The 23,507-nt window shown below is 54.0% G+C and carries 18 protein-coding genes and 3 pseudogenes; 8 read left to right on the top strand and 13 right to left on the bottom strand.

Going from position 1 to position 23,507, the window contains the following annotated elements; translation table 11 throughout:
* Position 1: 1 nt before the first annotated feature.
* From betC to QMP16_RS00465, 3 genes and pseudogenes are all read right to left on the bottom strand, one after another.
* Complete coding sequence (gene betC, locus QMP16_RS00475; protein ID WP_282150821.1) at positions 2 to 1,528, bottom strand: choline-sulfatase; 1,527 nt, start codon at positions 1,526 to 1,528, stop codon at positions 2 to 4.
* Positions 1,525 to 2,646 carry an aromatic ring-hydroxylating oxygenase subunit alpha gene (locus QMP16_RS00470; protein WP_282150820.1) on the bottom strand — a complete coding sequence of 374 codons (1,122 nt, stop codon included), beginning with the start codon at positions 2,644 to 2,646 and terminating at the stop codon, positions 1,525 to 1,527. Before QMP16_RS00470 ends, betC begins: the two co-directional genes overlap by 4 nt.
* Before the next feature lie 201 nt (positions 2,647 to 2,847).
* Positions 2,848 to 3,556: pseudogene (locus tag QMP16_RS00465) on the bottom strand (IS6 family transposase).
* Positions 3,557 to 3,754: 198 nt separating this feature from the next.
* Here QMP16_RS00465 and QMP16_RS00460 point away from each other — a divergent pair.
* From QMP16_RS00460 to QMP16_RS00435, 6 genes are read left to right on the top strand one after another with little or no spacing between them, the layout of a single operon-like run.
* Positions 3,755 to 4,849, top strand: a complete 1,095-nt coding sequence (locus QMP16_RS00460) for a LacI family DNA-binding transcriptional regulator (RefSeq protein ID WP_282150819.1) — start codon at positions 3,755 to 3,757, stop codon at positions 4,847 to 4,849.
* Positions 4,846 to 6,201 (top strand): ABC transporter substrate-binding protein, encoded by a 1,356-nt coding sequence (locus QMP16_RS00455; protein WP_282150818.1) that lies wholly within the window; start codon positions 4,846 to 4,848, stop codon positions 6,199 to 6,201. The genes QMP16_RS00460 and QMP16_RS00455 overlap by 4 nt, the downstream gene beginning before the upstream one ends.
* 57 nt (positions 6,202 to 6,258) lie before the next feature.
* Positions 6,259 to 7,491 carry a carbohydrate ABC transporter permease gene (locus tag QMP16_RS00450; RefSeq protein WP_282150817.1) on the top strand — a complete coding sequence of 411 codons (1,233 nt, stop codon included), beginning with the start codon at positions 6,259 to 6,261 and terminating at the stop codon, positions 7,489 to 7,491.
* Positions 7,491 to 8,699, top strand: coding sequence for a carbohydrate ABC transporter permease (locus QMP16_RS00445; RefSeq protein ID WP_282150816.1), 1,209 nt, complete (start codon positions 7,491 to 7,493; stop codon positions 8,697 to 8,699). The genes QMP16_RS00450 and QMP16_RS00445 overlap by 1 nt, the downstream gene beginning before the upstream one ends.
* A gap of 5 nt (positions 8,700 to 8,704) precedes the next feature.
* Positions 8,705 to 9,952: an MGH1-like glycoside hydrolase domain-containing protein gene (locus QMP16_RS00440; protein WP_348774574.1), complete on the top strand. Its 1,248-nt coding sequence runs from the start codon at positions 8,705 to 8,707 to the stop codon at positions 9,950 to 9,952.
* Entirely contained in the window at positions 9,952 to 11,007 is a 1,056-nt protein-coding gene (locus QMP16_RS00435; RefSeq protein WP_282150814.1) for an ABC transporter ATP-binding protein, read from the top strand. The genes QMP16_RS00440 and QMP16_RS00435 overlap by 1 nt, the downstream gene beginning before the upstream one ends.
* Before the next feature lie 350 nt (positions 11,008 to 11,357).
* On the opposite strand, the gene QMP16_RS00430 is transcribed toward QMP16_RS00435, so the two are convergent.
* The gene (locus QMP16_RS00430) at positions 11,358 to 12,233 is read right to left on the bottom strand and encodes a 1-acyl-sn-glycerol-3-phosphate acyltransferase (RefSeq protein WP_282150813.1); all 876 of its coding nucleotides are present in this window, start codon (positions 12,231 to 12,233) and stop codon (positions 11,358 to 11,360) included.
* Between the two features lie 219 nt (positions 12,234 to 12,452).
* Here QMP16_RS00430 and QMP16_RS00425 point away from each other — a divergent pair, with 219 nt between their 5' ends.
* The gene (locus QMP16_RS00425; RefSeq protein WP_282150812.1) at positions 12,453 to 13,208 is read left to right on the top strand and encodes an MBL fold metallo-hydrolase; all 756 of its coding nucleotides are present in this window, start codon (positions 12,453 to 12,455) and stop codon (positions 13,206 to 13,208) included.
* Positions 13,209 to 13,304: 96 nt separating this feature from the next.
* Here the strand turns inward: QMP16_RS00425 and QMP16_RS00420 are convergent.
* The 4 genes and pseudogenes from QMP16_RS00420 to QMP16_RS00405 all read right to left on the bottom strand — a co-directional run bounded on the left by QMP16_RS00420 (position 13,305) and on the right by QMP16_RS00405 (position 17,549).
* Positions 13,305 to 14,012: pseudogene (locus QMP16_RS00420) on the bottom strand (IS6 family transposase).
* A gap of 207 nt (positions 14,013 to 14,219) precedes the next feature.
* Positions 14,220 to 15,420, bottom strand: a pseudogene (locus tag QMP16_RS00415) (FCSD flavin-binding domain-containing protein).
* A gap of 256 nt (positions 15,421 to 15,676) precedes the next feature.
* Positions 15,677 to 16,486 carry a phytanoyl-CoA dioxygenase family protein gene (locus QMP16_RS00410; RefSeq protein ID WP_282150811.1) on the bottom strand — a complete coding sequence of 270 codons (810 nt, stop codon included), beginning with the start codon at positions 16,484 to 16,486 and terminating at the stop codon, positions 15,677 to 15,679.
* 4 nt (positions 16,487 to 16,490) lie between these two features.
* Positions 16,491 to 17,549 carry an L-idonate 5-dehydrogenase gene (locus QMP16_RS00405; protein ID WP_282150810.1) on the bottom strand — a complete coding sequence of 353 codons (1,059 nt, stop codon included), beginning with the start codon at positions 17,547 to 17,549 and terminating at the stop codon, positions 16,491 to 16,493.
* 69 nt (positions 17,550 to 17,618) lie between these two features.
* Here QMP16_RS00405 and QMP16_RS00400 point away from each other — a divergent pair, with 69 nt between their 5' ends.
* The gene (locus tag QMP16_RS00400; protein ID WP_282150809.1) at positions 17,619 to 18,386 is read left to right on the top strand and encodes an SDR family oxidoreductase; all 768 of its coding nucleotides are present in this window, start codon (positions 17,619 to 17,621) and stop codon (positions 18,384 to 18,386) included.
* A gap of 47 nt (positions 18,387 to 18,433) precedes the next feature.
* Here the strand turns inward: QMP16_RS00400 and QMP16_RS00395 are convergent, their stop codons facing one another.
* The 5 genes from QMP16_RS00395 to QMP16_RS00375 are packed head-to-tail and all read right to left on the bottom strand — an operon-like array spanning position 18,434 to position 23,368.
* Positions 18,434 to 19,024 (bottom strand): LysE family translocator, encoded by a 591-nt coding sequence (locus QMP16_RS00395; RefSeq protein ID WP_282150808.1) that lies wholly within the window; start codon positions 19,022 to 19,024, stop codon positions 18,434 to 18,436.
* Positions 19,025 to 19,040: 16 nt separating this feature from the next.
* On the bottom strand, positions 19,041 to 19,964 hold the full coding sequence (locus tag QMP16_RS00390; protein ID WP_282150807.1) for a 2-hydroxyacid dehydrogenase: 924 nt from the start codon (positions 19,962 to 19,964) through the stop codon (positions 19,041 to 19,043).
* A complete protein-coding gene (locus QMP16_RS00385; RefSeq protein WP_282150806.1) occupies positions 19,957 to 20,805 on the bottom strand; it encodes a fumarylacetoacetate hydrolase family protein in 849 nt (282 codons plus the stop codon). Before QMP16_RS00385 ends, QMP16_RS00390 begins: the two co-directional genes overlap by 8 nt.
* Positions 20,806 to 20,816: 11 nt before the next feature.
* The gene (locus QMP16_RS00380; RefSeq protein WP_282150805.1) at positions 20,817 to 22,613 is read right to left on the bottom strand and encodes an IlvD/Edd family dehydratase; all 1,797 of its coding nucleotides are present in this window, start codon (positions 22,611 to 22,613) and stop codon (positions 20,817 to 20,819) included.
* Positions 22,610 to 23,368 carry an SDR family oxidoreductase gene (locus QMP16_RS00375; protein ID WP_109310541.1) on the bottom strand — a complete coding sequence of 253 codons (759 nt, stop codon included), beginning with the start codon at positions 23,366 to 23,368 and terminating at the stop codon, positions 22,610 to 22,612. The genes QMP16_RS00380 and QMP16_RS00375 overlap by 4 nt, the downstream gene beginning before the upstream one ends.
* Positions 23,369 to 23,507 lie beyond the last annotated feature (139 nt).

Genomic DNA, 23,507 nt, shown 5'->3' with positions numbered 1-23,507 from the left:
TTCAATCCTTCAAAGGCGGATAGCGGTAGCGACTAGCGGCCACCGTCCAATCCAAGTTGTTGCGGACATACTGCTGACTTGCATCAGATGGTGGGTTGTAATCCCATGACTCGCTGGCACCTGCTTCCATCGCGGCATGTAACGCGCGGCGTGATCTCTGCGTGGCGATAATCTTTTTTCGCAATTCACTACCGTCCCACCGTTCCGCGACTTCGGCTGCAAAGCGGGCTGCCGCATCAGCATAATCAGGGTCTGTGGCGACATTTTTTGTTTCCAGCGGGTCGGCGTTTAGATCGTAGAGCTGCGGCGGATCGCTGTCGCAATGAATGTATTTTAAAGGGCCGCGCCGGATCATGATTACGGGATAGCCCGTCATCTCGGCACAATACTCACCGATGGCTTCATCAACTGGGTCGTATTCGCCACGGGCCAAAGGCATTAGACTGCGGCCGTCGATCGGTTCTCCGATCATCGCCTCATTACCGCCGCCAATATCGATAAAGGTCGGCAGCAAATCGACCAGTGACACTGCATTCTGCGTTGTCCCCACTACAACGCCCGGCCCGGCCATGACCAGTGGAACGCGCGCAGAGTGTTCAAAGAAATTCATTTTATACCACAGCCCACGTTCTCCCAGCATGTCGCCGTGATCCGCAGTTACAAACACTATGGTGTTGTCCAACTCGCCCGTCTCTTCGAGGGTCTGAATCAGCTCCCCGATCTTGCTGTCGAAGTAGCTGACATTGGCCAGATAAGCATGACGCGCGCGACGGATTTCTTCGTCGCTGAGCGGCACATATGATGCTTCGATCCCATCCATCAATCGACGCGAGAACGGGTCCTGATCCTCCGTCACGGGTGTAAAGGACGGCATGTCGATCTCATCGTCCGAATAAAGAATCCACCATTCAGGTCGTCCAACGTAAGGATCATGCGGGTGAATGAAGCTTACCACCATCGCAAAGGGTGCATCGTTCCCACGTGCTTTGTCTCGGGCCACATCGAAGAGCCAGCGATTGGCGGCAAAGCCAACTTCATCGTCATAGTCGATCTGGAAGGTCGCATGGGCCAAACCGCTTTCCTTGACGGTTTGCATGTTATGATACCACTTATCGATCCGCTCATCTGGCGCTTCCCAATCCGGGGTCCATGCGAAATCTGCGGGGTAGATATCGGTTGTTACCCTGTCTTCGAACCCATGCAATTGATCTGGGCCAACGAAATGCATCTTGCCTGAAAGGCAGGTCCGGTAGCCTAGCGATTTAAGGTAATGCGCAAATGTTGGCACCGAGGCTCTGAACTCGGATGCATTGTCGTAAGCTGCAATGCGGCTGATGTGTTGCCCCGACATAAAGGCAAACCGTGAAGGTGCGCAGAGTGGAGAATTGCAGTAAGCCGCATCAAAGCGCATGCCGCGTGCAGCCAGCGCATCCAGGTGTGGCGTCTTGGCAACCTTATGACCGTAAGCCCCTGTGAAATGCGGAGCCAACTGGTCCGCCATAATCACGAGGATGTTTGGCCGCGTCACGCAGCACCTTTTGCGTAAGCGTCCAAGACTAAGCCATGGAAGTGATGTACAGCGTGCTCGGACTTGCCGGAACCATCCGGGTCATTGACGATCCGACCTTGGGTGAACGCGGGTGTGTTCATCCCGCGCTGCACACTTTCCACAAGGCTGATATCTTCGACCTGAAGAACTTCGTCCAGATAACGAATTGCGTCCAACTCCATCGCGTCGGGTTCCGATGTCTCAAGGAAGAAGTCATAAGTTTCAAGCGTCCGATCTGGCCCAACAGGGATGATGTTCAACACGATCATGCTTGACCGTCCCGGATACCGCATCAGGCAGGTCGTCGGATAGAGCCACCAAACCGCATGGGTTTTCACGGTGGCATTCGACACATCATAAGCGGAATTCGGACTTGTGCCCGCATCAGCCATATGGCTGGAGTAAATGCCGTAGGTCGTAACCTTGTAGGTATCCATATCCACGAGGTCACAAAAATCCTTGTGCGCTGTAGGACAGTGATAGCACTCTAGGAAGTTGTCCACGACGTTCTTCCAGTTGGATTTGATGTCATAGGTCAGACGATGGCCAAAAGTGAGTTGATCCACATCCGGTGCCCAATGGCGCACTTCGGTTTCCAAGTTGCCGGATTGTTCTGACAAAGACGCTGCCATCGGATCCAAATTGACGAAAACAAAGCCGCAAAATTCCTCGACCTGCACTGCATCGAGACAAATCTCGTCTTTCCTGAAATCTTCGAGATTTTCGGTATGTGGTGCGCGGGCCAATTGCCCGTCAAGTTTATAGACCCAAGCATGATAGGGGCACATGATCCGCGTTGTATTGCCTTCGCCCGACAGCAATTCATGCGCACGGTGTTTGCAGACATTATAAAAGGCACGAAGCTTACCCTCTTTATCACGCACAACGGCAATGGGTTGGCCGGCAATATCCACTGTTACATAAGATCCCGGCTCACGTGTTTTCTCGACATGACATACCCATTGCCAAGTTTTGGAGAGGATGGCGCGAAGGTCTGCGTCAAACCACTTGCGCTCGGTGTAGGCAGCAGCCTGCAATGAGCTGGAGCGCGATGGATCAGCATGATAGCCAAAGAAAATTGAATCTGAATCAGTCATGATTGCGCCTCCGATGTTAGGTCAAATCTATTTAAAGTGGGATTCGGAGCTATGTATAATCAGCCGCTAGTTTGATTATTTTCGCCAAGCATTTGGCTTTCGGGGACACCGTATCAATCCACCAAGCATTGGATTTAGCTGAAAAGCGGGTGCTGTCAGACCAATTCGAACCAGTCTCAGTTTGCCGCGGAAACCGTGAACCTATCCGGAACAAAGTCGACGCCACTCGGCAAGAGCAGCGCTTCGCGTCAGCTTGAAGGTATCTCTGCTGGCTAGCGATCTTTCCTGGTTGAAGTGGTTGTAGATGGATGAGTGGACGGAGGCGAATTTCTGCAAACTTCGCATACGCCTGAAACGTTGCATGGCGCGTTCTCTTGGTCGGAATGGCAGGTGGAAATTCTCAACGCGATTGTTGAGCCACCTGCCCGTCTGTTATCTTTCGGTAACACCAAGCTCCCTGAGAGCGGCCCGATACGATGCGAAGCGATCCGTGACGACGTTCTCCGCTTTACCGTGTCGCTTCATCAATTTCTTGAGGAATTTCAATGCCGCCTGCTTGTTTCGACGTTTGGTGACAATCGCTTCCGACACCTCGCCTTCGTGATCAACAGCCCGCCAAAGGTAATGCGTTTCGCCGTTTATCTTCACGAATACATCGTCCAGGTGCCACTGCCAGTTAGAGAACGCGCGCAGTTGCTGGACACGCTTCCGTCTGATCTCAGCAGAAAACATCGGGCAAAACCTGTTCCACCAATAGCGGACGGTTTCGTGGCTCACCTACAATACCACGCTCATGCAATAGGTCTTCCACGTTTCTAAGCGATAGTGGGAACCGAACGTACAGCATGACTGCCAGACGAATGACCTCTGGACTGGTCTTGAAGTACTTGAATGGCGATTGTTTAATCATGCGTGATGGCTACGAGAGCACCCTACCCGCCTCAACCCAAGTTCTTCCGACAAAACCGTCAAATGTGTAATTTGATGAGTTTTTCGATTTTTTTGGTTGCCGAAACCGGTTTCGGAGCAAACAAATAGTGGGATGAGAACGATTCCCAGTCTACCGAAGCGCGAATCTTCGCTCCGTCGCGATCCCTCCTCCCGAAGGGTGAAGCTGAACGAGTTAGCTGATCACCTCGGTCTTTCAAAGAGCACCGTGTCGCGTGCTTTGAACGGGTATTCCGACATCTCGGAGACCACCAGAAAACGGGTCGAATCTACCGCGAGAAAGATGGGCTATCGCCCGCTCAGCCACGCGCAGGCGATCCGCACAGGGAAAGTACGTGCAATTGCGATGGTCATTAACAGCGGGGAACCGGACCGGCACAATCCGTTTCTGCAGGACTTTCTAGCGGGCGCTTGTGAAGGTGCCAGCGCATTCGATTGGACGATGACTATCTCAACGGCCAAGTCCGAAAAGGATATGCTCAACGTTCTGGGGCGCCTTGTGGAGGAGCGCAAAGCCGATGGGTTTATTCTGCCCAGGACGGAAGTCGACGACGCTCGTATCAAGTATCTAAGCGCATTGAATGTTCCATTCATACTCTACGGTCGAACGGGATACGGGCAAGCGGACCCTTACGACGATACATCTTGGTTTGATATCTCGGGTGAAACGGCAATCCGTAGCGCGGTCAGTCGTTTGAATGGTTTTGGCCATCGTCGCATCGGCTTCGTCGGCAGCGATCCGAAATTCAACTACAGCCACCTTCGACGCGATGGCTATCTCGAAGGTCTGAGCGCCGCTGGCTTGCCCATCGACCTTGAACTGATACGCGAGGACGCGCGCACTCGTGATGAAGGTGCAGTCCAAGCCCGAGCTTTGCTGGAACTGGAGAATCCACCGACCGGGATCGTCTTTGCGACTGATCTGGCCGCATTAGGGTCATACACTGTTTGCACCGAGTTTGGCCTGCAAATCGGTAAGGATGTCTCGATCCTTGGGTATGACGGCATACCCGAAAGCCAATACGTCAGCCCGCGTCTTACGACATTCAGCGTCGATTCACAGCGGGCTGGCGAACGCCTTGCTGAAATGCTCATACGGCAGACCCGTGGAGAAGCACCGGAAAGCCTGCGTGAGCTCGGCGAAGCCGTTCTTTTGGAACGGGATTCTGATGGACCACCGCGCCTGACACCTGAAGAGTTGGCGCGAAAAATTACACAATTCAAAAATGGAAATCGGGGAGGAGACCGATCATGAAACTTACACCAAATGCATCTCGACTGATGCTTGGCACATCGCTGGCGCTGGCCCTGGCAGCCGTGTCAGCACAGGCAGATACTATTCGTTTCTGGACAACTGAGGAGCAACCAGAACGGCTCGCAAAGCAGCAGGAAATGGCGGACCAGTTTAAAGCGGAAACCGGCACCACAGTTGAGGTAATTCCGGTCACCGAAACAGATCTGGGCACACGAGCTACCGCAGCTTTTGCAGCGGGAGATCTGCCTGATGTGGTCTATCATCCATTGCAATACGCGCTGCCTTGGGCCGAAGCAGGTATCCTTGACACCGAAGCTGCGACAGAAGTGATCGAAGAGCTGGGCGCCGACACATTTGCACCCGGCGCATTGGGTATGGCGGCCTTTAATGGCGAAACAGCCTCAGTACCGGTCGATGGTTGGACGCAAATGGTTGTCTACCGCAAAGACCTATTTGACGAAGCCGGCCTGGATGCGCCCAACTCATTTGACAGCGTATTGGCTGCGCTGGAAAAACTGCACAACCCGCCGGAAATGTACGGCTTTGTCGCCGCGACCAAAGTTGATGAGAACTTCATGAGCCAGGTGCTGGAACATGTGTTCCTCGCCAATGGCGTCTCGCCAGTTGGCGCTGATGGTTTCCAGCCACTGGATGAGGCCAAGACAACAGAGGTTCTGGACTTCTACAAAGCAATCTCAAAAGCGTCGCCTCCGGGTGAGCTGTACTGGAAGCAATCGCGAGAGCTGTATTTCGACGGCAAGGCCGCGATGATCATTTGGTCGCCCTTCATTCTGGATGAACTGGCCGGCTTGCGGGACAGCGCTCCGCCAACAATTAGCGACGATCCGACCTCAAGCGAATTGGCGAGTAAGACTGGAATCGTGACCAACTTCTCTGGCCCGTCCAACCCGGATGGCGCAGCATGGGGCGATGTGCGGTATTTCGGCATTACCAACGACGCGGATACGGACGCCGCGATGGAATTCGTGAAATTCGCGATGGATGACGGGTACACCCAAACTCTGGCAATTGCGCCTGAGGGCAAATTCCCTGTTCGTCGCGGCAACGCCGACAATCCGACAGCCTTTTCTGAAGCATGGGCCGAGCTGCCTGTAGGCGTTGACCGCAAGGCCCCTCTGGGTGAGCTTTATGACCAAGCCATGATCGACGAAATCGTGGGCGGTCTGGACGTTGCACAGCGCTGGGGCGTGGCTGAAGGTCAATTGGCGCTGGCGTCGAAGATGATCAACTCTCAGGCCATCAACCGCGTGGTCCGGCAGTATATCGACGATGAGATTGACGCGGCTGCCGCAGTTGCAGCCATGAACGAAGAGCTGGCCAAGGTTCAGTAATCAACCAGCACCTGCAGCGGCGCTCGCGCCGCTGCTCGCAACCCTTCGAGGTATTCCATGTCTTCGGCCACCCCACCGACCGGAACCGGGGCTCTTGCCAAACGCGAGGCGCGTCTGGCTTGGGCGCTGCTGGCTCCGACCGTGATCAGCGTGTCGCTTGTGGTGATCCTGCCCTTGCTGGCGATCATCTGGATCAGCTTCAAACCGTTTACCCTGTCCGACCTGCGCCCGCCTGCTCCGGTTGTCCGTGAAAGCCTGCGCGGCTCTGGTGACGATCTGCGGATCGAATACCGCCTGCGCAACTCCAGCCAGGAAATCGCCGTTGAAGGCGTGACCCTGAGTGATGTGCTGCCAGATGGCGTCGCCGCCGGAGAAATCGTCGAGCCCTGCGTCCTTGAGGGGCGGGATTTGTTTTGCGATTTTGGCACCTTGGACGGCGGTCAGCGTGAGCGTATCCGCATCCCGGTCACGGTCGACGGAGATCTCCAAGCATTCGAGGAATTCGTCGAAGAATCCGAGCCTCGCCTCACAGGAAGCGGGCCAAACGTGCTGACCAACCTTGAGTTCAGCCTGGAAAACTTTGCACGCGTCTTTGATGGCTCGGAATTCTGGGGCGTTCTCTGGGTCACGCTGTTCTACACAGTCTTCGGCACGATTGGCGCTTTGGTCATGGGCTTGTTCGCCGCTTTATTGCTGAACAAAAGCTTTAGGGGACAAGGCTTCATCCGTGGCCTCTACCTGTTCCCCTATGTCGCCCCCGTCATCGCCGTCGCATTCACTTGGGTGACGCTGTTTGACCCTTTCTCAGGTTCCGCTAACGCTTTGCTAGTGCAGATGGGGCTGAGCAGCGAGCCAATCAATTTCTTCGGTGAACGCCCATTGGCGCTGATCATGGTTACCGTGTTCGAAATCTGGCGCTACTTCCCGCTGTCGTTCCTGTTCATCCTGGCCCGGATGCAGTCCATCGACTCCAGCATGTATGAGGCGGCGGATATGGACGGAGCTTCGCCGTTCCAGAAGTTCTGGCTGCTGAGCATCCCGCAACTGTTGGGCATTCTATCAGTGCTGTTCCTGCTTCGCTTCATTTGGACGTTCAACAAGTTCGACGACATCTTTCTGCTGACCGGCGGCAATGCGGGCACCCGCACGCTTACCGTGAATGTCTATGAGCAGGCCTTTGCGATCTCGAACATCGGTGCCGGTGCGGCGGTGGCCGTTGTGATCCTGGTTTGCCTGATCGCCTTCAGCTTTGTCTTCTTCCGCTTCATCAGCCGTGAGGAGGGTCTGTGATGCGCAAAGGGTATCTTACTGCCCCAGTTCTGGGCGCGCTGTGGCTTGTTGTGGTCGCCACCACGGTAGCCATCACCATGTCGTTTTCAACCGGGGCAGCTTTTCGCCCACAAGTTCTGCTCTGCCTGATCTGGGGTGCGGTCGCCGGTTTGGTCTATGTCCGCTTTCCCGCAAAGCGTGCTCCAGCCCGCCTCGGCATATCGGCGTTTCTGGGCCTGTCCGGGCTGACCGGGTTTGGTCCGGTTCTGATCGGCTCGGACACATCCCTGCAGGCTGTTGTGGTCACAGTTGTCGCCATGGCCGTCGTCATGCACCTTTCCCTGGCGGCGATCCTTAAAGAAACGCCATTCGGAGAGCTCACGCGCCATGAATACGAAGAGGCAGTGATCCGCTTCTTCACAGGGTTCGGGTACATATTCTTCACGGCAATCGTCGTGATCCCGTTCTACGTGATGGTCATGACCAGCCTGAAGTCTCAGCAGGCATTGTTACAGAACCCGTTGGACTTCTCGGTCGACCTCTCCCAAGGCACCGACCTGTTCCGCAGCTACACCGAGCTGTTCCGTGACTTCAATTTCGGTACATACCTATGGACTTCGCTTTATGTCTCGGTCCTGACCGTATTCATCACGCTACTGTTTAGCGTGCCCGGAGCTTACGCGGTGGCACGGTTCCGGTTTCAGGGTCAAAAGGCGTTCTCGCGCTCGATCCTGTTGATCTACATGGTGCCGATGATCGTTCTGGCGCTACCGATCTATATCGCCTTCTCGCTGACAGGGCTGCGCAACTCGATCCTCGGCATCGTCATGATCTATCCGGTCACCACGATCCCGGTGGCCTTGTACATGCTGCAAGGTTATTTCCGGGGCCTGCCGACCGAGGTGGAGGAAGCCGGGCTGATGGACGGTCTGTCCCGTCTGGCAGTGATCTGGAAGATCACCCTGCCCCTCAGCCTGCCCGCGCTGGCGTCGGTCTCGCTCTATGTCTTCATGATCGCGTGGAATGAATTCCTGCTGGCCTTCATGCTGCTGGATGACCCGTCGAAATTCACCCTGACCCGAGGGGTCACGATGCTAAACTCCTCAGAAATTCCCCGTCAGCACCTGATGGCCGGTGCGGTGATCGCCACCGTTCCGATCATGGCGCTGTTCCTGGGGCTTGAACGTTTCATGACCAAGGGCCTCACAGCGGGGTCTGTCAAAGGATGACACAGATGAACCAACATACGAACCCCGACCGCGAGGCGCGCAATATCCTGATTGCGAACGATCGCGGCGGCTACACCATTCCTACCGAGGGGCTGTATCCATACCAGTGGAACTGGGACAGCGCGATTGCCGCGCTTGGCTTTGCCCAGTTCGACCTCGACCGCGCCTGGACTGAGATCGAGACGCTGTTCACCGGGCAATGGGAAGACGGCATGGTTCCGCATATCCTGTTCCACCAGCAGGATGAAGGGTATTTCCCCGGCCCCGATGTTTGGGGATGCAATGGCCCGATCCCGTCTTCGGGCATCATCCAACCCCCCATTGCTGCGACCATGGCACGTAAAATCTGGGAACAGGATACCGCGTTTGGGGATGCTCGCATGAAGGAGCTGTTCCCTAAATTGTTGGCGTGGCATCGTTGGATCATGAAATGGCGCCTTGATGAATTCGGTGCCGTTTGCACGACCCATCCGTGGGAGGCAGGTCGCGACAACGCCCCTGATTGGGACAACTCGATGGCGCGCATGGATGCGTCGGATGTTGGGGAATACCAGCGCCGCGACACCAGCCACGTGAACAGCGACGACCGACCCACAAAGTTCGACTACGACCGGTACATCAAGCTGGTTCAGATCGGCCGAGATGCGGTATGGGACCAGCAAGCCCTGTTGTCCCTGAACCCGTTCCGCGTCGCCGATCCCACTATGACGTTCACCACTCTTCGCGCTGCACGGGACTTGCTGATGATCAGCGAGAAGCTCGAACTGGAGGCCGAGGGCCTGAGTGAGGATAATGAAAAGCTCGAATCCGGCGCGCGTTCGCTTTGGAACGATGACCTAGGGAGCTTCGACTCCCGTGACGCGCATACCGGGGAGATGGCCGAGAGTATTTCCAACGCGTCATACTTGTGTTGGTACGCTGGCATGGAGTCTGATCGGATGCTTAAAGGATTGAAATCAGTACTGGAAACTGTGCCTTACCCCGTTCCAAGCTATGATCCGGACATGCCGAAATTCGACGCACGTCGGTACTGGCGAGGTCCGACCTGGGCTTTCATGAACATGATGATCGGGTTTGGCCTGGCGGATATGGGGCATGCACAACAGGCAGAACAGCTGCGCCAGAAAACTGCCGAACTGATATCGGGCTATGGGTTCGCAGAGTACTTCGACCCAAAAACCGGCAGCCCTGCGGGTGGCCAGGCATTCACCTGGACAGCCGCCGTCTGGCTTCACTGGGCAGGGAGGGCCTGATGGGTAGCATCGAACTAAAGGCAGTCGAAAAATGGTTCGGCTCGGCGCAGGTCATCAAGGGCGTAGATCTCAAGATCGAGGAAGGTGAGTTCATTGTTTTCGTCGGCCCGTCCGGCTGCGGAAAGTCCACCCTGCTGCGCATGATTGGCGGGCTCGAGGACATCTCGCGCGGATTTCTGTTGATCAGTGACAGCGACGTCACAGATCATCCGCCCTCAAAACGCGGGCTGACGATGGTGTTCCAATCCTATGCGCTGTACCCGCACCTGACGGTTGCTGAAAACATGGGGTTCTCGCTGAAAGTTGCGGGTGTTCCCAAGGTCGAGATAGCCGAACAGGTCAACCGGGCCGCCGAGGTTCTCAAGCTGGGACCATTCCTTGAGCGCAGGCCAAAGGACCTGTCCGGCGGTCAGCGGCAGCGGGTGGCCATCGGAAGATCCATCGTACGTGATCCGACGGCGTTCCTGTTCGATGAGCCGCTTTCAAACCTAGATGCAGCGCTTCGGGTTGAGATGCGGTATGAGATCGCCAAACTTCACCAAAGCCTCAAGCGCACGATGATCTACGTCACGCATGATCAGGTTGAGGCAATGACTCTCGCCGACCGGATTGTGGTGCTGGAATACGGGAAGATCGCACAGGTCGGCACTCCGCGAGAGCTTTACGAGCGCCCTGCCAATCTGTTCGTGGCCCAATTCATCGGCAGTCCAAAGATGAATATCCTGCCCTGCACGACTGAAGGCGGCACTTACAAGCTGGAGCACGGTCGTAGTGGTGAGTTTGATCTATCCGGAAACGCAACCAAACTCGGCGTGCGGCCTGAGCATATTGAGGTGGTCGCAGCTGGTGATGGTCAAAGCGATGGTATCATCGAGGTGATCGAATACCTGGGTGCAGACACTTTCCTGATTGTTGATTGCGGCGTGGAAGAAAAGGTAACCGCCCGACTTAACGGTGATACGGACCTTAAGCCTGGGGCGAAGATTGGTCTGCATTTCCCGACCGACAAACTACACTTTTTTGATGAAAACGAGCAGGCTCTGGGGCATGGATAGCAAACCCACCGATCAGACTTTTCGATGCTGTCAGACCAATTCGAACTAGTCTGAGCTAGGCCAATATAGCTGCCCTTTGCGCTGCACCATGTTCGCACCATTCGGCGATGGCGGCGGTGCGTGTCAGCATGAATGTATCTCTGCTGGCGAGCGATCTTTCCTGGTTGTAATGGTTGTAGACGGAGGAAGGGACGGAAGCGAATTTCGGTATTGGTTTCGAAACCTGAACCAAGGCATATCCTACCAGCTCAGTTTTAGTCTTAGGCTAAAACTAACGCGCGACCTAACTCTCAATGACACCCACAACCCAGGGTGCTGACCGATCTTTTCTTTCGCCCTGCTGTAGCGCCCTAGGATTTGTAAAGACCAGGAACCAATCCTTCTGATAGCTCTTTCAGAAGGTCCGGTGCTGTTCCCGCAGGCTGTATTGAGCCGTAATACACATTGTAGGTTCCACCCAGTTTGGCAATCAGCTCTGACACGTACCTTAAGGATGCCACCCTGCGTCCGAACTCGTCGTTTCCCCCACCGAGTAGCGCAGCCAATCGTCGAGTTCGGTAGTAGTGCCGCGAATTACGCATGTTCGCCGAGGCCGGAACTATCGGCGCTCCACTTTCTGCGGATACACGAGTAACCCCGGTTCGCCATTGCGGCTCAATCAGAAGCCCGTCTTTCAACGTTGGCACGCGGCCCGAGCCGAAAACCAGTAACGCACCCTCCTGTTCCAAATGTGCCAACATGCCGGCCCGAGTTTGGCGCGCTGTCAGCACCTTGTCCTGTCGGTCCAAGTCCACCGGTACGATCAAATCGCGCCCAAGAAACCGCTCGGCCTCGCGCCCAGCAACGACTTTCAAGTCTGAACGGTGGTCAAGCAGAGCTCCTGCATGTGCCAAAAAATCGAAAGTGCCGATAGGATGTGTCGATCCAATGATGACGGGGCCGCTGGCTGGAATGTTTTCAAGACCGTGGGCTTTGACAACAGTTCCCCCATTCATCGCAAGCACCGCTCGTACCAAGTCGTGCCCAGTACGTTCATCCAGTTCCAACAGAATTCGTTCTGTTTCGTTCAATGCAAAAAAAGCTTGGCCGGTCGTGGTGCGACTGATCCAGTCAACGCCCTTCATTAACTGGCATAGCGCCCTTAGCCTCAGGTCAGCGCCAACCGGAATGCGCAGTCGAGCGCGCAATAATTCATCCAGCGGATCGTGTTTCTTGTCGTTGGTCAATACCGTTGCCCCGTCGTTACCGCAAAGCTAGCACGCATTACCAACAACGGCACACGGCCAAGAGAACACTTTTGAATCTTTCTGTGGTACTAAATGTGGGTTGGCTAGATTGACTACCCAGGGAGGCACCCCGCCATCCATTTGGTATCGTAATTGCGTATGTGCACTGACTTTCGAACTGTGCGCCAAGTTCTTGCCGGACAACGGAGGAGAGACCGAGTGCAAGCTGAAGGTTTTATCAAAGGTCGTCCGATGAGCCTTGCCGTGTTGGACTACGGTTTGTTCAAGGTTCACTCCAACGGTCGCATTATCGGCATTTCGGGCTTTGCTATCCAAACGGATGAAAATGAAACGATCCTCGTCGACACTGGCCTCCCGGAAAAATACGTTAAGGATGCCCAATCTGCCTCTGAAGAAGATCGATTGGATGAGTTTGGCGAGGTGCTTGAGTGCAAACCAGACAACCTACCTGCAGCACAGTTGGCAAAGCTGGGGTTAACCTCTGAAGATGTCACGCTTCATGTTTGCACGCATACCCATATCGACCATGTGGGCGGGTTGCATGCATTTCCAGAGGCGCCGATCCTGATGTCCGCCAATGAACGCAAACTCGCCAAGCCGCTGTACTGGGGTAACGCGCAACGATTAGACTGGCCAGAGTGCGATTATATACTGGTTGAAAGCGATGTGCGCGTTGGTTCGGGGCTGACGGTGTTGGAAGCGCCGGGTCATTCGCCGGGGCAAATCGCACTGTTGGTTGAACTGCCATCACGAGCGGTGATGTTGACCAGCGACGCGATTTCAAGAGTGGAGGAATTTGACGAAAAGTTCGTGGGGGCTTGGAACGAGGCCGCGGCAAATGCCAGCGCAGAACGCTTGATGAAACTGGCCGCAGAGAAAGACGCGTTCGTGATTTACGGTCATTGCCCGAAACAGTGGCCCAGCCTACGAAAAGCTCCAGAGACTTATAGCTAAGCTTCACTAATCGACGATGTAAAGAAACTAGCGGTTCCATAACCGTGCTGTCAGACCAATTCGAACCAGTCTCAGTTTGCCGCGGAAACCGTGAACCTATCCGGAACAAAGTCGACGCCACTCGGCAAGAGCAGCGCTTCGCGTCAGCTTGAAGGTATCTCTGCTGGCTAGCGATCTCTCCTGGTTAAATTGGTTGTAGACAGAGGAATGGACGGAGGCGAATTTCTGCAAACTTCGCATGCGCCTGAAACGTTGAATGGCGCGTTCTCTTCGTCGGAATGGCAGGTGGGAAACCTCAACGCGGTCGTTGAGCCACCTGCTCGTCTGCTGTCTTTCGGTTGCACCAAGCTCTCTGAGAGCGGCCCGATACGATGCGAAGCGATCCGTGACGACGTTCTCCGCTTTACCGTGTCGCTTCATCAATTTCTTGAGGAATTTCAATGCCGCCTGCATGTTTCGACGTTTGGTGACAATCGCTTCCGACACCTCGCCTTCGTGATCAACAGCCCGCCAAAGGTAATGCGTTTCGCCGTTTATCTTCACGAATACATCGTCCAGGTGCCACTGCCAGTTAGAGAACGCGCGCAGTTGCTGGACACGCTTCCGTCTGATCTCAGCAGCAAACATCGGGCCAATTCTGTTTCACCAAAATCGATCAGTATCATGACTGATTTTGATGCCGCGCTCATGCAGAAAATCTTCCACGTTCCGCAGCGATAGCGGGAGCCGGACATACATCATAACTGCCAGGAGGACGATCTCAGGGCTGGTCTTAAAGTAGCGAAATGGATTAGGTTTTGTCATCCGCGAAACCACTGAACCACCCTACCCGCCTATACCCAAGTTCTTCTGACAAGACCGACGGATGATCTCGGGACTGGTTTTAAAGTAACCGAAAGAGGCAGGTCTGGTCATGGGCAAGAGCTACGCAACCGCCCCGCCCCGCCCCGCTCAACCAAAGTTCTTCTGACAAGACCCTCCGAAGTTGGTAACAAATTCCACAAAAAACTCCTAGTGGAACATATCTGCTGTGATGGCGGCGTACCAATTCTCGGATTCTTCGTAGGTCGTCTTGCGCAGATTAGCGTCCTCACCGACTTGGCTTACAAAGCCGTCAACTCGTGCTATCTTTTCTTCAGTCGCTTCGTATGTCGCACCGACTTTGACACCGTCATTTACAGCGATCAATGACCAGCACGTGTTTGCGTATCTCGGCGGGAATATTCGGGACCCGGTCAGCGAACCCCGGACAGCATTGGCGCAGACCTTGGCTTGCGAATTGGCCGAGAATCCAGATTTTGGCATGTCGCCCTGCTGACTGGCATCGCCCAGAACATAAACATCCGGGTCGGTTTTTGACGACATGTCAGCCGAATTGACCGGCGCCCATCGGCCATTCGTAACACCCGCGAGTTCGGCAATACGCCCGGCTTTCATCGCAGGGATGACATTGCAAACATCAACAGCCACTTCTTCGCCGTCAATCGTCAGCGTCATCTGATCCGGGTTTACCGATACGTCTCCGCCGCCAAAATCTTCGCCGATCCAGTCGATCATGCCCGGATAGTGCGTGGCCCAGCCATCCTCGAACAGAGACATTTTGGAGAATTTTGGTTTAGGGTCGGCAATAACGATTTTGGGCGTCGGGTTGGTGGTTTTCAGAACATGCGCCACCATCGAAATACGCTCGTATGGACCAGGTGGGCAGCGATAAGGATTTGGTGGCGCAACCATTGCATACACCCCGCCTTCGGGCATGTTCTCGAGATGGGCGCGCAGAAGCTGAGACTGAGAACCGGCCTCATAAGCGTGGGCCATTTTATTCTGCGCCGATAAATCCCAGCCTGGAACAGACCCTTCGATGAAATCGATACCCGGTGACAGGATCAGCTTATCATAAGGCAGCACCTGACCACCTGCCAAAGTCACATTTTTGTCGACCCGATCGACCGCAACGGCCCAGTCATGGATAACGTTGATACCGTAATTTGCAGCAAGCGCACCGAAAGTGTGCCCGATTTCTTCGATCGATTTCAGACCGCCGATGTAGAGATTGGAGAAGAAGCAGCTGAAATACACCCGTGACGGCTCGATAAGGGTGACATCGATTGCACCATCGCTATCCTTGGCAATATATCGCGCGACCGTGCCCGCCCCCGGCCCCACCACCAACGACGACGACACGGGGCTTTCCGCTTCCCTCCGCCAGCACCTGAAACCATCATCCCGATGGATCAAAGGCCGATGATGCACTAACAATCAAATTGGACCAGTCAGATGAGGCTGCTCACTTTTTGAGTTTGTAATGACTAGTTTAATTTCGAACCTGCCGTAGACTTCCTCTGCAGCTTTTCGCCCAGTGGAAGAAAAGCTTAGCGACTATGATAAATTTTAATTGTCTACTAGTTTTCGCTATTCAGGGCGGCTTCCCGGTCGATATCGCAATGGGTCTGAGCTCGCGAAGGGTGTCAATTCACTCCCGCGAAGAGTATTTGTTTCTTGCGATCTGCATCCCTTTGACACAAATCGAAATCGTTCTCATGCAAAAAACCCTGAGGGGAGGGCGCAACTAAAAAATGTCCAAAATCATCTCGGCCTGCGACTAGCGCAACCAAAGTCTTCACGCCGTTTTGCTGTTTCATTGATGGCTTTATGAAACGCAACGCTGCACCAATGCGTCTTTCGTCTGTGTTATTGGGCCCTGATGCGTGAAAGAGATGCCCGTGATGCATGGATGCCTGCCCCGCACGCAATTCGGCAGCGACCGCATCTTTTTCCTTCACATCGACTGCGATTTCCTGCCCTCGTGACAACAAGTTGTTTTCGCTGAAGGTGTCCACGTGAGGCACGATACGGCTTTTATGGCTGCCAGGAACAAACCTCATACACCCGCTTTGCTCAGACGCTTCTGAAATCGCAACCCAACAGGTTACCTCTTCAGCATCATCCAAACCCCAATAGGTCAAGTCTTGGTGCCACGAGACTATCTTCGATGATCGCGCTTCTTTTACGAAAAGTGCACCGCTCCAAACCATGAGGTCCGGCCCCAACACTGTTGAAGCAGCCTCAATCAGCTTCGGATGGCGAAGAAGTGCATCGAATGATGGTATTAGCCTGTCCGGATAAGAATATAGAAGCTTGAGTTTCTCCGGGTCGTCTCTGAGAATGCGCTCTGCTTTCTCAAAATCATCGCGCAGCGTTTGGACCTCGGAAGCTGTCAGGATATACAGCGGCGCTACGAAACCGTCTCTTTCATAAGTCTTTGCAGTATCACGCATTCGTCTATCCATCGTCATTTTCCGGAAACGTTAACTGTACCTTCATTGATTGGCTTCGATCAGACGCGACCTCAAAGGCAGTGACAGCCTCGCCAACATCGAAGGTATGCGTCACCAACTGGTCGACGTTTATTAGTCCGGTTCGCATCATCTCGACCGCGACTGAGAACTCGGAATGGAAACGGAAAGACCCGCGAAGCACTATCTCTTTTGCAGTTAACGCCTGCATCGGCACTGTCATATCTCCCCCCAGACCAAGCTGAACCAATGTTCCACCCGGTCGCAAGCATGCGACGCCACAAGCCAGAGCAGATTGAGCCCCGGAACACTCCAGTTGGACATCAATCTGGCCCTTCTCCTTTTCAAACGTCTCCAGTTTTTGCGGATCGGCGTAAGTGTTGATGACATCGTCTGCCCCGCATTCACGCGCAAAAGCGAGGGTCTGGTCCGCGATATCCGTCGCCACTATTCTGGCCGCCCCTAAACGACGTGCCGCCAAGATCGTGAGGCAGCCGATCGGACCGCATCCCGTGATAAGTACCGTTTTACCTAAGAGGCTCCCAGCTTGTTTAATCGCGTGCAAACAGACAGCCAGAGGTTCGGCCATAGCGGCCTGCGCAGGGCTCAACCCATCTGCCGGAACACTTTGACTGGCTTTCGCCACGAGTTTGCTTTGAAAAGCGCCTTGGATATGCGGGAACGGCATCGCGCTGCCATAGAACTTCATATCAAGACAGTGGTTTTGCTGCCCGTTCAGACAATAAATGCAGGCTTGGCAAGGGCGGGATGGAGAAACTGCAACCAATTGGCCTAAGTGCAGCCCCTGCACACTTGACCCGACTTTCACGATTTCCCCGGCGACTTCATGTCCTAGCACCATCGGTTGACGCAACTTGATCGCACCGAACCCACCGTGGTTAAAATAATGCAGGTCAGAGCCGCAAATCCCACCCGCGCGCATGGCAATCAAGACTTCGTCTGGCCCCACATCGTGTACGTCCCGGTTTTCCAACCTCAGATCTTTTGCGGCATGGATAACAACAGCAACACTGGCCGAAGACATTGCACAGACTCCCTATACAGATTGCCAAAAGATACGGATAGTCGGTGCTGACAACCAAGGGGTTTTTGCATGACGCTTAAAATGTTCAACCTAGAGGGAACACGCGCACTAGTAACAGGCTCTAGCCAAGGCATTGGATTTGCGTTGGCCCGTGGCTTGGCTGCCGCCGGTGCGCAGGTCGTTTTGAACGGGCGCGACACCGCGAAGCTAGCGGCAGCCGCATCCGAGTTGAGCGAAACAGGCGCCTCGGTACGTAAGCTTTCGTTCGATGCAACCGATCATGAAGGCGTCCGATCTGCCGTGGACAACTTTGAAAACAATGTCGGCCCCATAGACATCCTGATAAACAACGCCGGAATGCAACACAGGGCGGAACTGCAGGATTTCCCCGCTGATGCCTTCGAGCACCTATTGCAGACAAATGTAGCCTCCGTCTTTCATGTCGGTCAGGCTGTGGCACGGCACATGATTGAAAGAAAGTCAGGCAAGATCATTAACATTGCGTCGGTTCAATCCGCATTGGCAAGACCGGGTATTGCGCCTTACACGGCAACAAAAGGTGCTGTGACCAACCTTACAAAAGGTATGGCGACTGATTGGGCTAAATATGGTCTAAACTGCAATGCCATTGCGCCTGGATATTTCGACACACCTTTGAACGCCGCATTAGTTGCTGACCCTGAGTTCAGTGCATGGCTTGAGAAACGCACCCCAGCCGGTCGCTGGGGCAATGTAGAAGAACTTGTCGGCGCCGCCATATTCCTTGCCTCCCCTGCATCCAGTTTCGTCAACGGACATACTCTCTACGTTGATGGCGGAATAACGGCGTCACTTTGATTTGTGTCTTTCAACCGTCTGCTAGGTACGACTGACGCAGGCTTCGTTTAAAGCGCCGACGCCAAAGCAATCACCACAACAACCATCAATGAAGCCGCCATCGCAAAGTTGATCCTTTGATGTGAACTCTCACTTAAATCAAGGCTGCCCAGCTTTGCGCCAGCACCCAGCCAGATCATGTGCACTGGCACCCAAATCATATTGAATACTACGATCTTTATGACGACCTCCCAAACGGGCGCATCGGGCAAAAAGGCAAACCCTGAAAACAATGCAGTGCCGACCACGTAAGCCTTGGGATTAATGAACTGAAGTGTCAGCCCGTTCGCAAAACCAAGTGGCGAGACCGCGGGGGAAAACCCGACCTTTGAGCCAGCGCTTGCAATACGCCAGGCGAGAAATCCCAAATAACCGGCAGAGGCAAATAGAAGCAAAGTTCTAAGTACCGGTATAGCCAAAGCTACTGCAGCGACTCCAGAGACAACCAACATCATGTTGATGAACCCGCCCAGCATCAAACCGGCCACAAAAGCGAGCCCAGCTCGAAAACCAAATGCTGATCCAATGCCTGCAGTTGTCAAAACACCTGGGCCAGGCGTAATCAACAGAAAGAAAACCGCTACGGCAAACTCAAACACTGTTCAGATTGGCCTTCTACAGATCTCTGCATTCCGGCACAGCTGTGATCACCGATCCGTCCTTAAGGTGTTGCAGGAGATTGTCGACAGTTAGGTCACCCATAGCTGCACGCGTCTCAATAGTCGCGCTACCAGCGTGAGGGAGCAGAACGACATTGGACAACTCGCGCAATGCTTTTGGAACGCGCGGTTCGTCCTCAAAAACATCAAGCCCTGCCCACCCGAGCTCACAGTTTTGCAATGCATTGATTAGGGCAGTTTCGTCGACAACCGAACCTCGACTAACGTTTATTAGAGTGCCGCCTGCCCCCAACGCGCGCAACACCTCAGCGTTGACCAGCCTATTGGTCGACGGGCCGCCAGGCGTGATGCATATGAGGACGTCCACATGTTCTGCCATTTCAACCAAATTGTCGAAATATTGGTACGGGACATCCTTTTGATTGCGGGTGTGATAAGAGATTTCGGGAGCCCACGGCTCCAACTTATCAACGATCGCCTGACCAATGCGACCAAGACCAAGAATGCCTATTCTTTGATTGTCCGCTGATCGCGTCAAAAGGGGTTTACCTTCAACTTCCCACCGTCCGGACCGAACATAATCGTCGTCACGTATGAGCTCTCGATAACATGACAGCAACAGCAGAACGGCGGTGGTTGCGACTTCTTTGTTCAAAACATTGGGTGTGTGCGTCACAACAATCCCGCGCTCAACCGCGGCATTTGCGTCGACGGCGTCGTAACCGACTCCATAGACGCTGATCATCTTCAGACTGCTGAGTGATGTCATCAGGTCATACGGAACGCCATCATGCCCATTTGTAACGATATGTGTTATACTCTCCGCGCTGAAATCGTCCAATTGATGAATATTGAACACTGTGGACAGGCGTTCTCGCATCCGTTCAGTGATCCCTCCGATTTGCAACAAGTCAGTCATCTTGGCCGACCTCTTGCCGCTGAACGCCAAGCCCATCAATGCGAAGCTCCATGACGTCGCCTTTTTTCAGGTAAACTGGTTCCGGTTTGATCCCCATTCCAACACCGGGCGGTGTTCCAGTTGAAATGACGTCACCGGGATGCAATGTGAAAAGTTGGCTTAGATGTTCAATGATCTCAGCAACGGAAAAGATCATCGTAGCAGTATTCCCGGTTTGCATGCGCTGACCGTTTACATCCAGTGACATACCAAGACTTTGAGGATCCGGCACCTCATCCCGGGTCACTAGCCACGGGCCAGTAGGGCCAAATGTGTCGCAAGACTTGCCTTTGGTCCATTGACCGGTCAGTTGAGTTTGAAAATGCCTTTCCGACACGTCGTTTACGACGCAATAGCCAGCAACGTATTCGAGCGCGTCGGCCTTGGAAACGTATTTGGCTGTTTTGCCTATGACGACGCCCAGTTCGCATTCCCAGTCGGTGTGTGTAGATCCCCGCGGCATAACAACCTCGTCATATGCCCCAATGACCGCTGAGTTAGCCTTGAAAAAGAGTATCGGATGCTCGGGAATATCTGCGCCGGTTTCTGCAGCATGGTCCGAGTAGTTCAAACCGATGCAAAGAAATTTACCGATGTCACCGACACACGGTGCGATACGAGGGTCACCCTCTACAATTGGCAGGTTGTTTGGATCCAATGAGCGCAGGTTATCAAGCGTTCCGTCATCCAACATATCACCCGCAATATCACTGATATGAGCGGACAGATCCCGCAATTGACCCTCAGAGTCGACCAACGCAGGCTTTTCCGAGCCCTCTGCTCCGTAACGAACAAGTTTCATTTCTGTTCCTTTTAGTGATTGTCGCGTGGCATGAACCCTCGCGCGATATCGTGGTAGTTTTCTGCCCCCTTGAGCGTCATACCGCGATCCAAACGATCTACTTTTTCGCGGAAAATTTCCTGCCACGGGGATTGGTTGGGCGGCATTGAATACCCACCCTTTGCCTCCAGATCGCGGGCGCGTTCATGCAGTTCTTCAAGCGAAACCAGCATATCTGCTGTACCTTTGCCTAGATCGATACGCAGTCGGTCGCCAGTTCGCACCAAGGCCAACCCACCGCCCTCTGCAGCTTCGGGTGAAGCATTCAGGATAGACGGGCTTCCTGATGTGCCGGATTGCCGACCATCACCGATGCAAGGAAGGGCTTCGATGCCTTGTTTTAACAAATATGCAGGCGGACGCATGTTCACGACCTCTGCGGCACCTGGGTACCCTTTTGGTCCTGCTCCGCGCATAATCAGAATGCAGTTTGCGTTGATTTTTTCTGCGGGATCATCGATCCGATGGTGAAAATCCTCGGGCCCATCAAACACAACCGCCCGGCCCTCAAATGCATTAGGATCTTCCGGGTTCGACAGGTAGGTCTCTCGAAAGGCCTGTGAGATCACAGATGTCTTCATAATCGCGCTCTCGAACAAGTTGCCCGAGAGATTGATGAACCCGGCCTGTTGCTTAACCGGGCTACTGACAGGCTTGATTACGTCGCTATTCTGAGACCGGCGCGTCGAGCAGTTATTGCCCATCGTCTTACCGTTCACCGTTTTCGCATCGGGATGCGGCAGCAATCCAGCATCAAGAAGCTCTCCGACAACGGCGGGAACACCCCCGGCCTGTTGGTAATCTTCGCCCAGATATTTACCCGCAGGCTGCATGTTAACCAACAGAGGAACTTCGTGGCCAAGTTTCTGCCAGTCATCGTTGTTCAATGGAATACCAAGATGCCGGGCGATTGCATTCAGGTGAATCGGCGCGTTCGTCGATCCGCCAATCGCCGAGTTTATGACAATCGCATTCTCAAAAGCCTGACGTGTCATCACATCGCTGGGGCGTAAATCCTCCCAGACCATGTCCACAATGCGTTTACCCGTTTCATAACTGATTTGACCGCGCTCTCGATACGGGGCTGGTATGGCTGCTGATCCCGGCAATTGCATTCCCAAGGCTTCAGCAAGCGAATTCATGGTCGTTGCTGTTCCCATCGTATTGCAATAACCCACCGAAGGTGCCGCGGCGGCCGCGATCTCCATGAACTCATCGGTGTCGATTTCATCAGCTGCAAGGTCTTCGCGCGCTTTCCAAATAACCGTTCCTGATCCGGCGCGCTCACCTTTCCACCAGCCGTTGAGCATTGGGCCGACCGACAGCGCAATCGCTGGGATGTTGACGGTCGCAGCGGCCATAAGAAGTGCGGGCGTTGTCTTGTCGCAACCAATGTTCAGAACAACGCCATCAATCGGGTACCCGAATAGACTCTCAACGAGGGACAGATAAGCCAGATTGCGGTCGAGAGAGGCCGTTGGCCGTTTACCGGTCTCTTGTATCGGGTGGACTGGTATTTCGATGCACGTTCCCCCGGCGGCGATGATTCCGTCGCGAACGCGTTTGGACAACTCGATATGATGCCGGTTGCAGGGGCTCAAATCACTCCCGGTCTGAGCAATCCCAATGATCGGCTTGCCTGATTGCAGTTCTGCGCGGGTCAACCCGTAGTTCAGGTATCTCTCTAAATACAATGCCGTCATCTCAAGGTTCTCAGAATTCATGAACCACTTGCGAGATCGCAGATCATTTTTTGATATTTTAGTCATTGGCCTGACCATCCCCCGTCAATTATGTGCGTGTGTCCCGTGGTGAATGCACTTTCATCGCTTGCCAGATAGACGACCAATGCGGCAATCTCTTCTGCCTTCGCTACACGCCCCATAGGCTGACGCGCCACAAATTGTGCAAGGGCTTCTTCTCTGCTGCCCAGTTGCTCTCCCAACGCATCTACGCGATCACGCCAACTGGGACTGTCGACTGTTCCCGGACAAATGCAATTGCACCGAATTCCTTGTGTTATGAAGTCCACGGCTACCGATTTAGTCAGCCCAACAACAGCAGCCTTTGTCGTTCCATATACACAACGATTTGGCGCACCGATTATGGAACCCAGTGCGGAAGACATATTGATTATCGAGCCTCCTCCGCGCTCTAGCATCCCAGGCAATACAGCCTTTGTCGTGCGCACCATTGAGCGCAAATTGAGGTCCATGGCGAAGTCCCATTCTTCATCGGTCGCATCCAGAATAGTTCCGTGATGCACGAACCCGGCGCAGTTGAACAAAACGTCCGGCTTCGCTCGCGCGACCCCATGATGAATACTGTCATTATTCGTCACATCCATCTCGAAAATTTTGAGATTTTCGAGATTCTGATCGCGAATCAAATTTATTTTTTCAGGGTTAATATCCGTCGCATAGACTTTCGCACCCTCTCTTGCCATCGCAATTGCGCTTGCAAGTCCGATCCCTTGCGCGGCGGCTGTGACCAGGACGTTTTTTCCCTTAAGTCTCTCTGACATATATATTTTCCGACCCTAATAGTGGCGACTGGACAAGTGTTACTTCGTCCCACAGATCAACCGAGAAGCAGAGAAACCTTGGCGGATTTGCAACGACTTCTGGCATGTGGGCCCAGAGCCGTTAGCGTATGACAGAGAC

This window comes from Ruegeria atlantica (genome assembly GCF_947495585.1).
GTDB lineage: Bacteria > Pseudomonadota > Alphaproteobacteria > Rhodobacterales > Rhodobacteraceae > Ruegeria > Ruegeria atlantica_G.
Note: the sequence above shows the minus strand (reverse complement) of the source record. Positions and strands in the feature narration are given on the sequence as shown.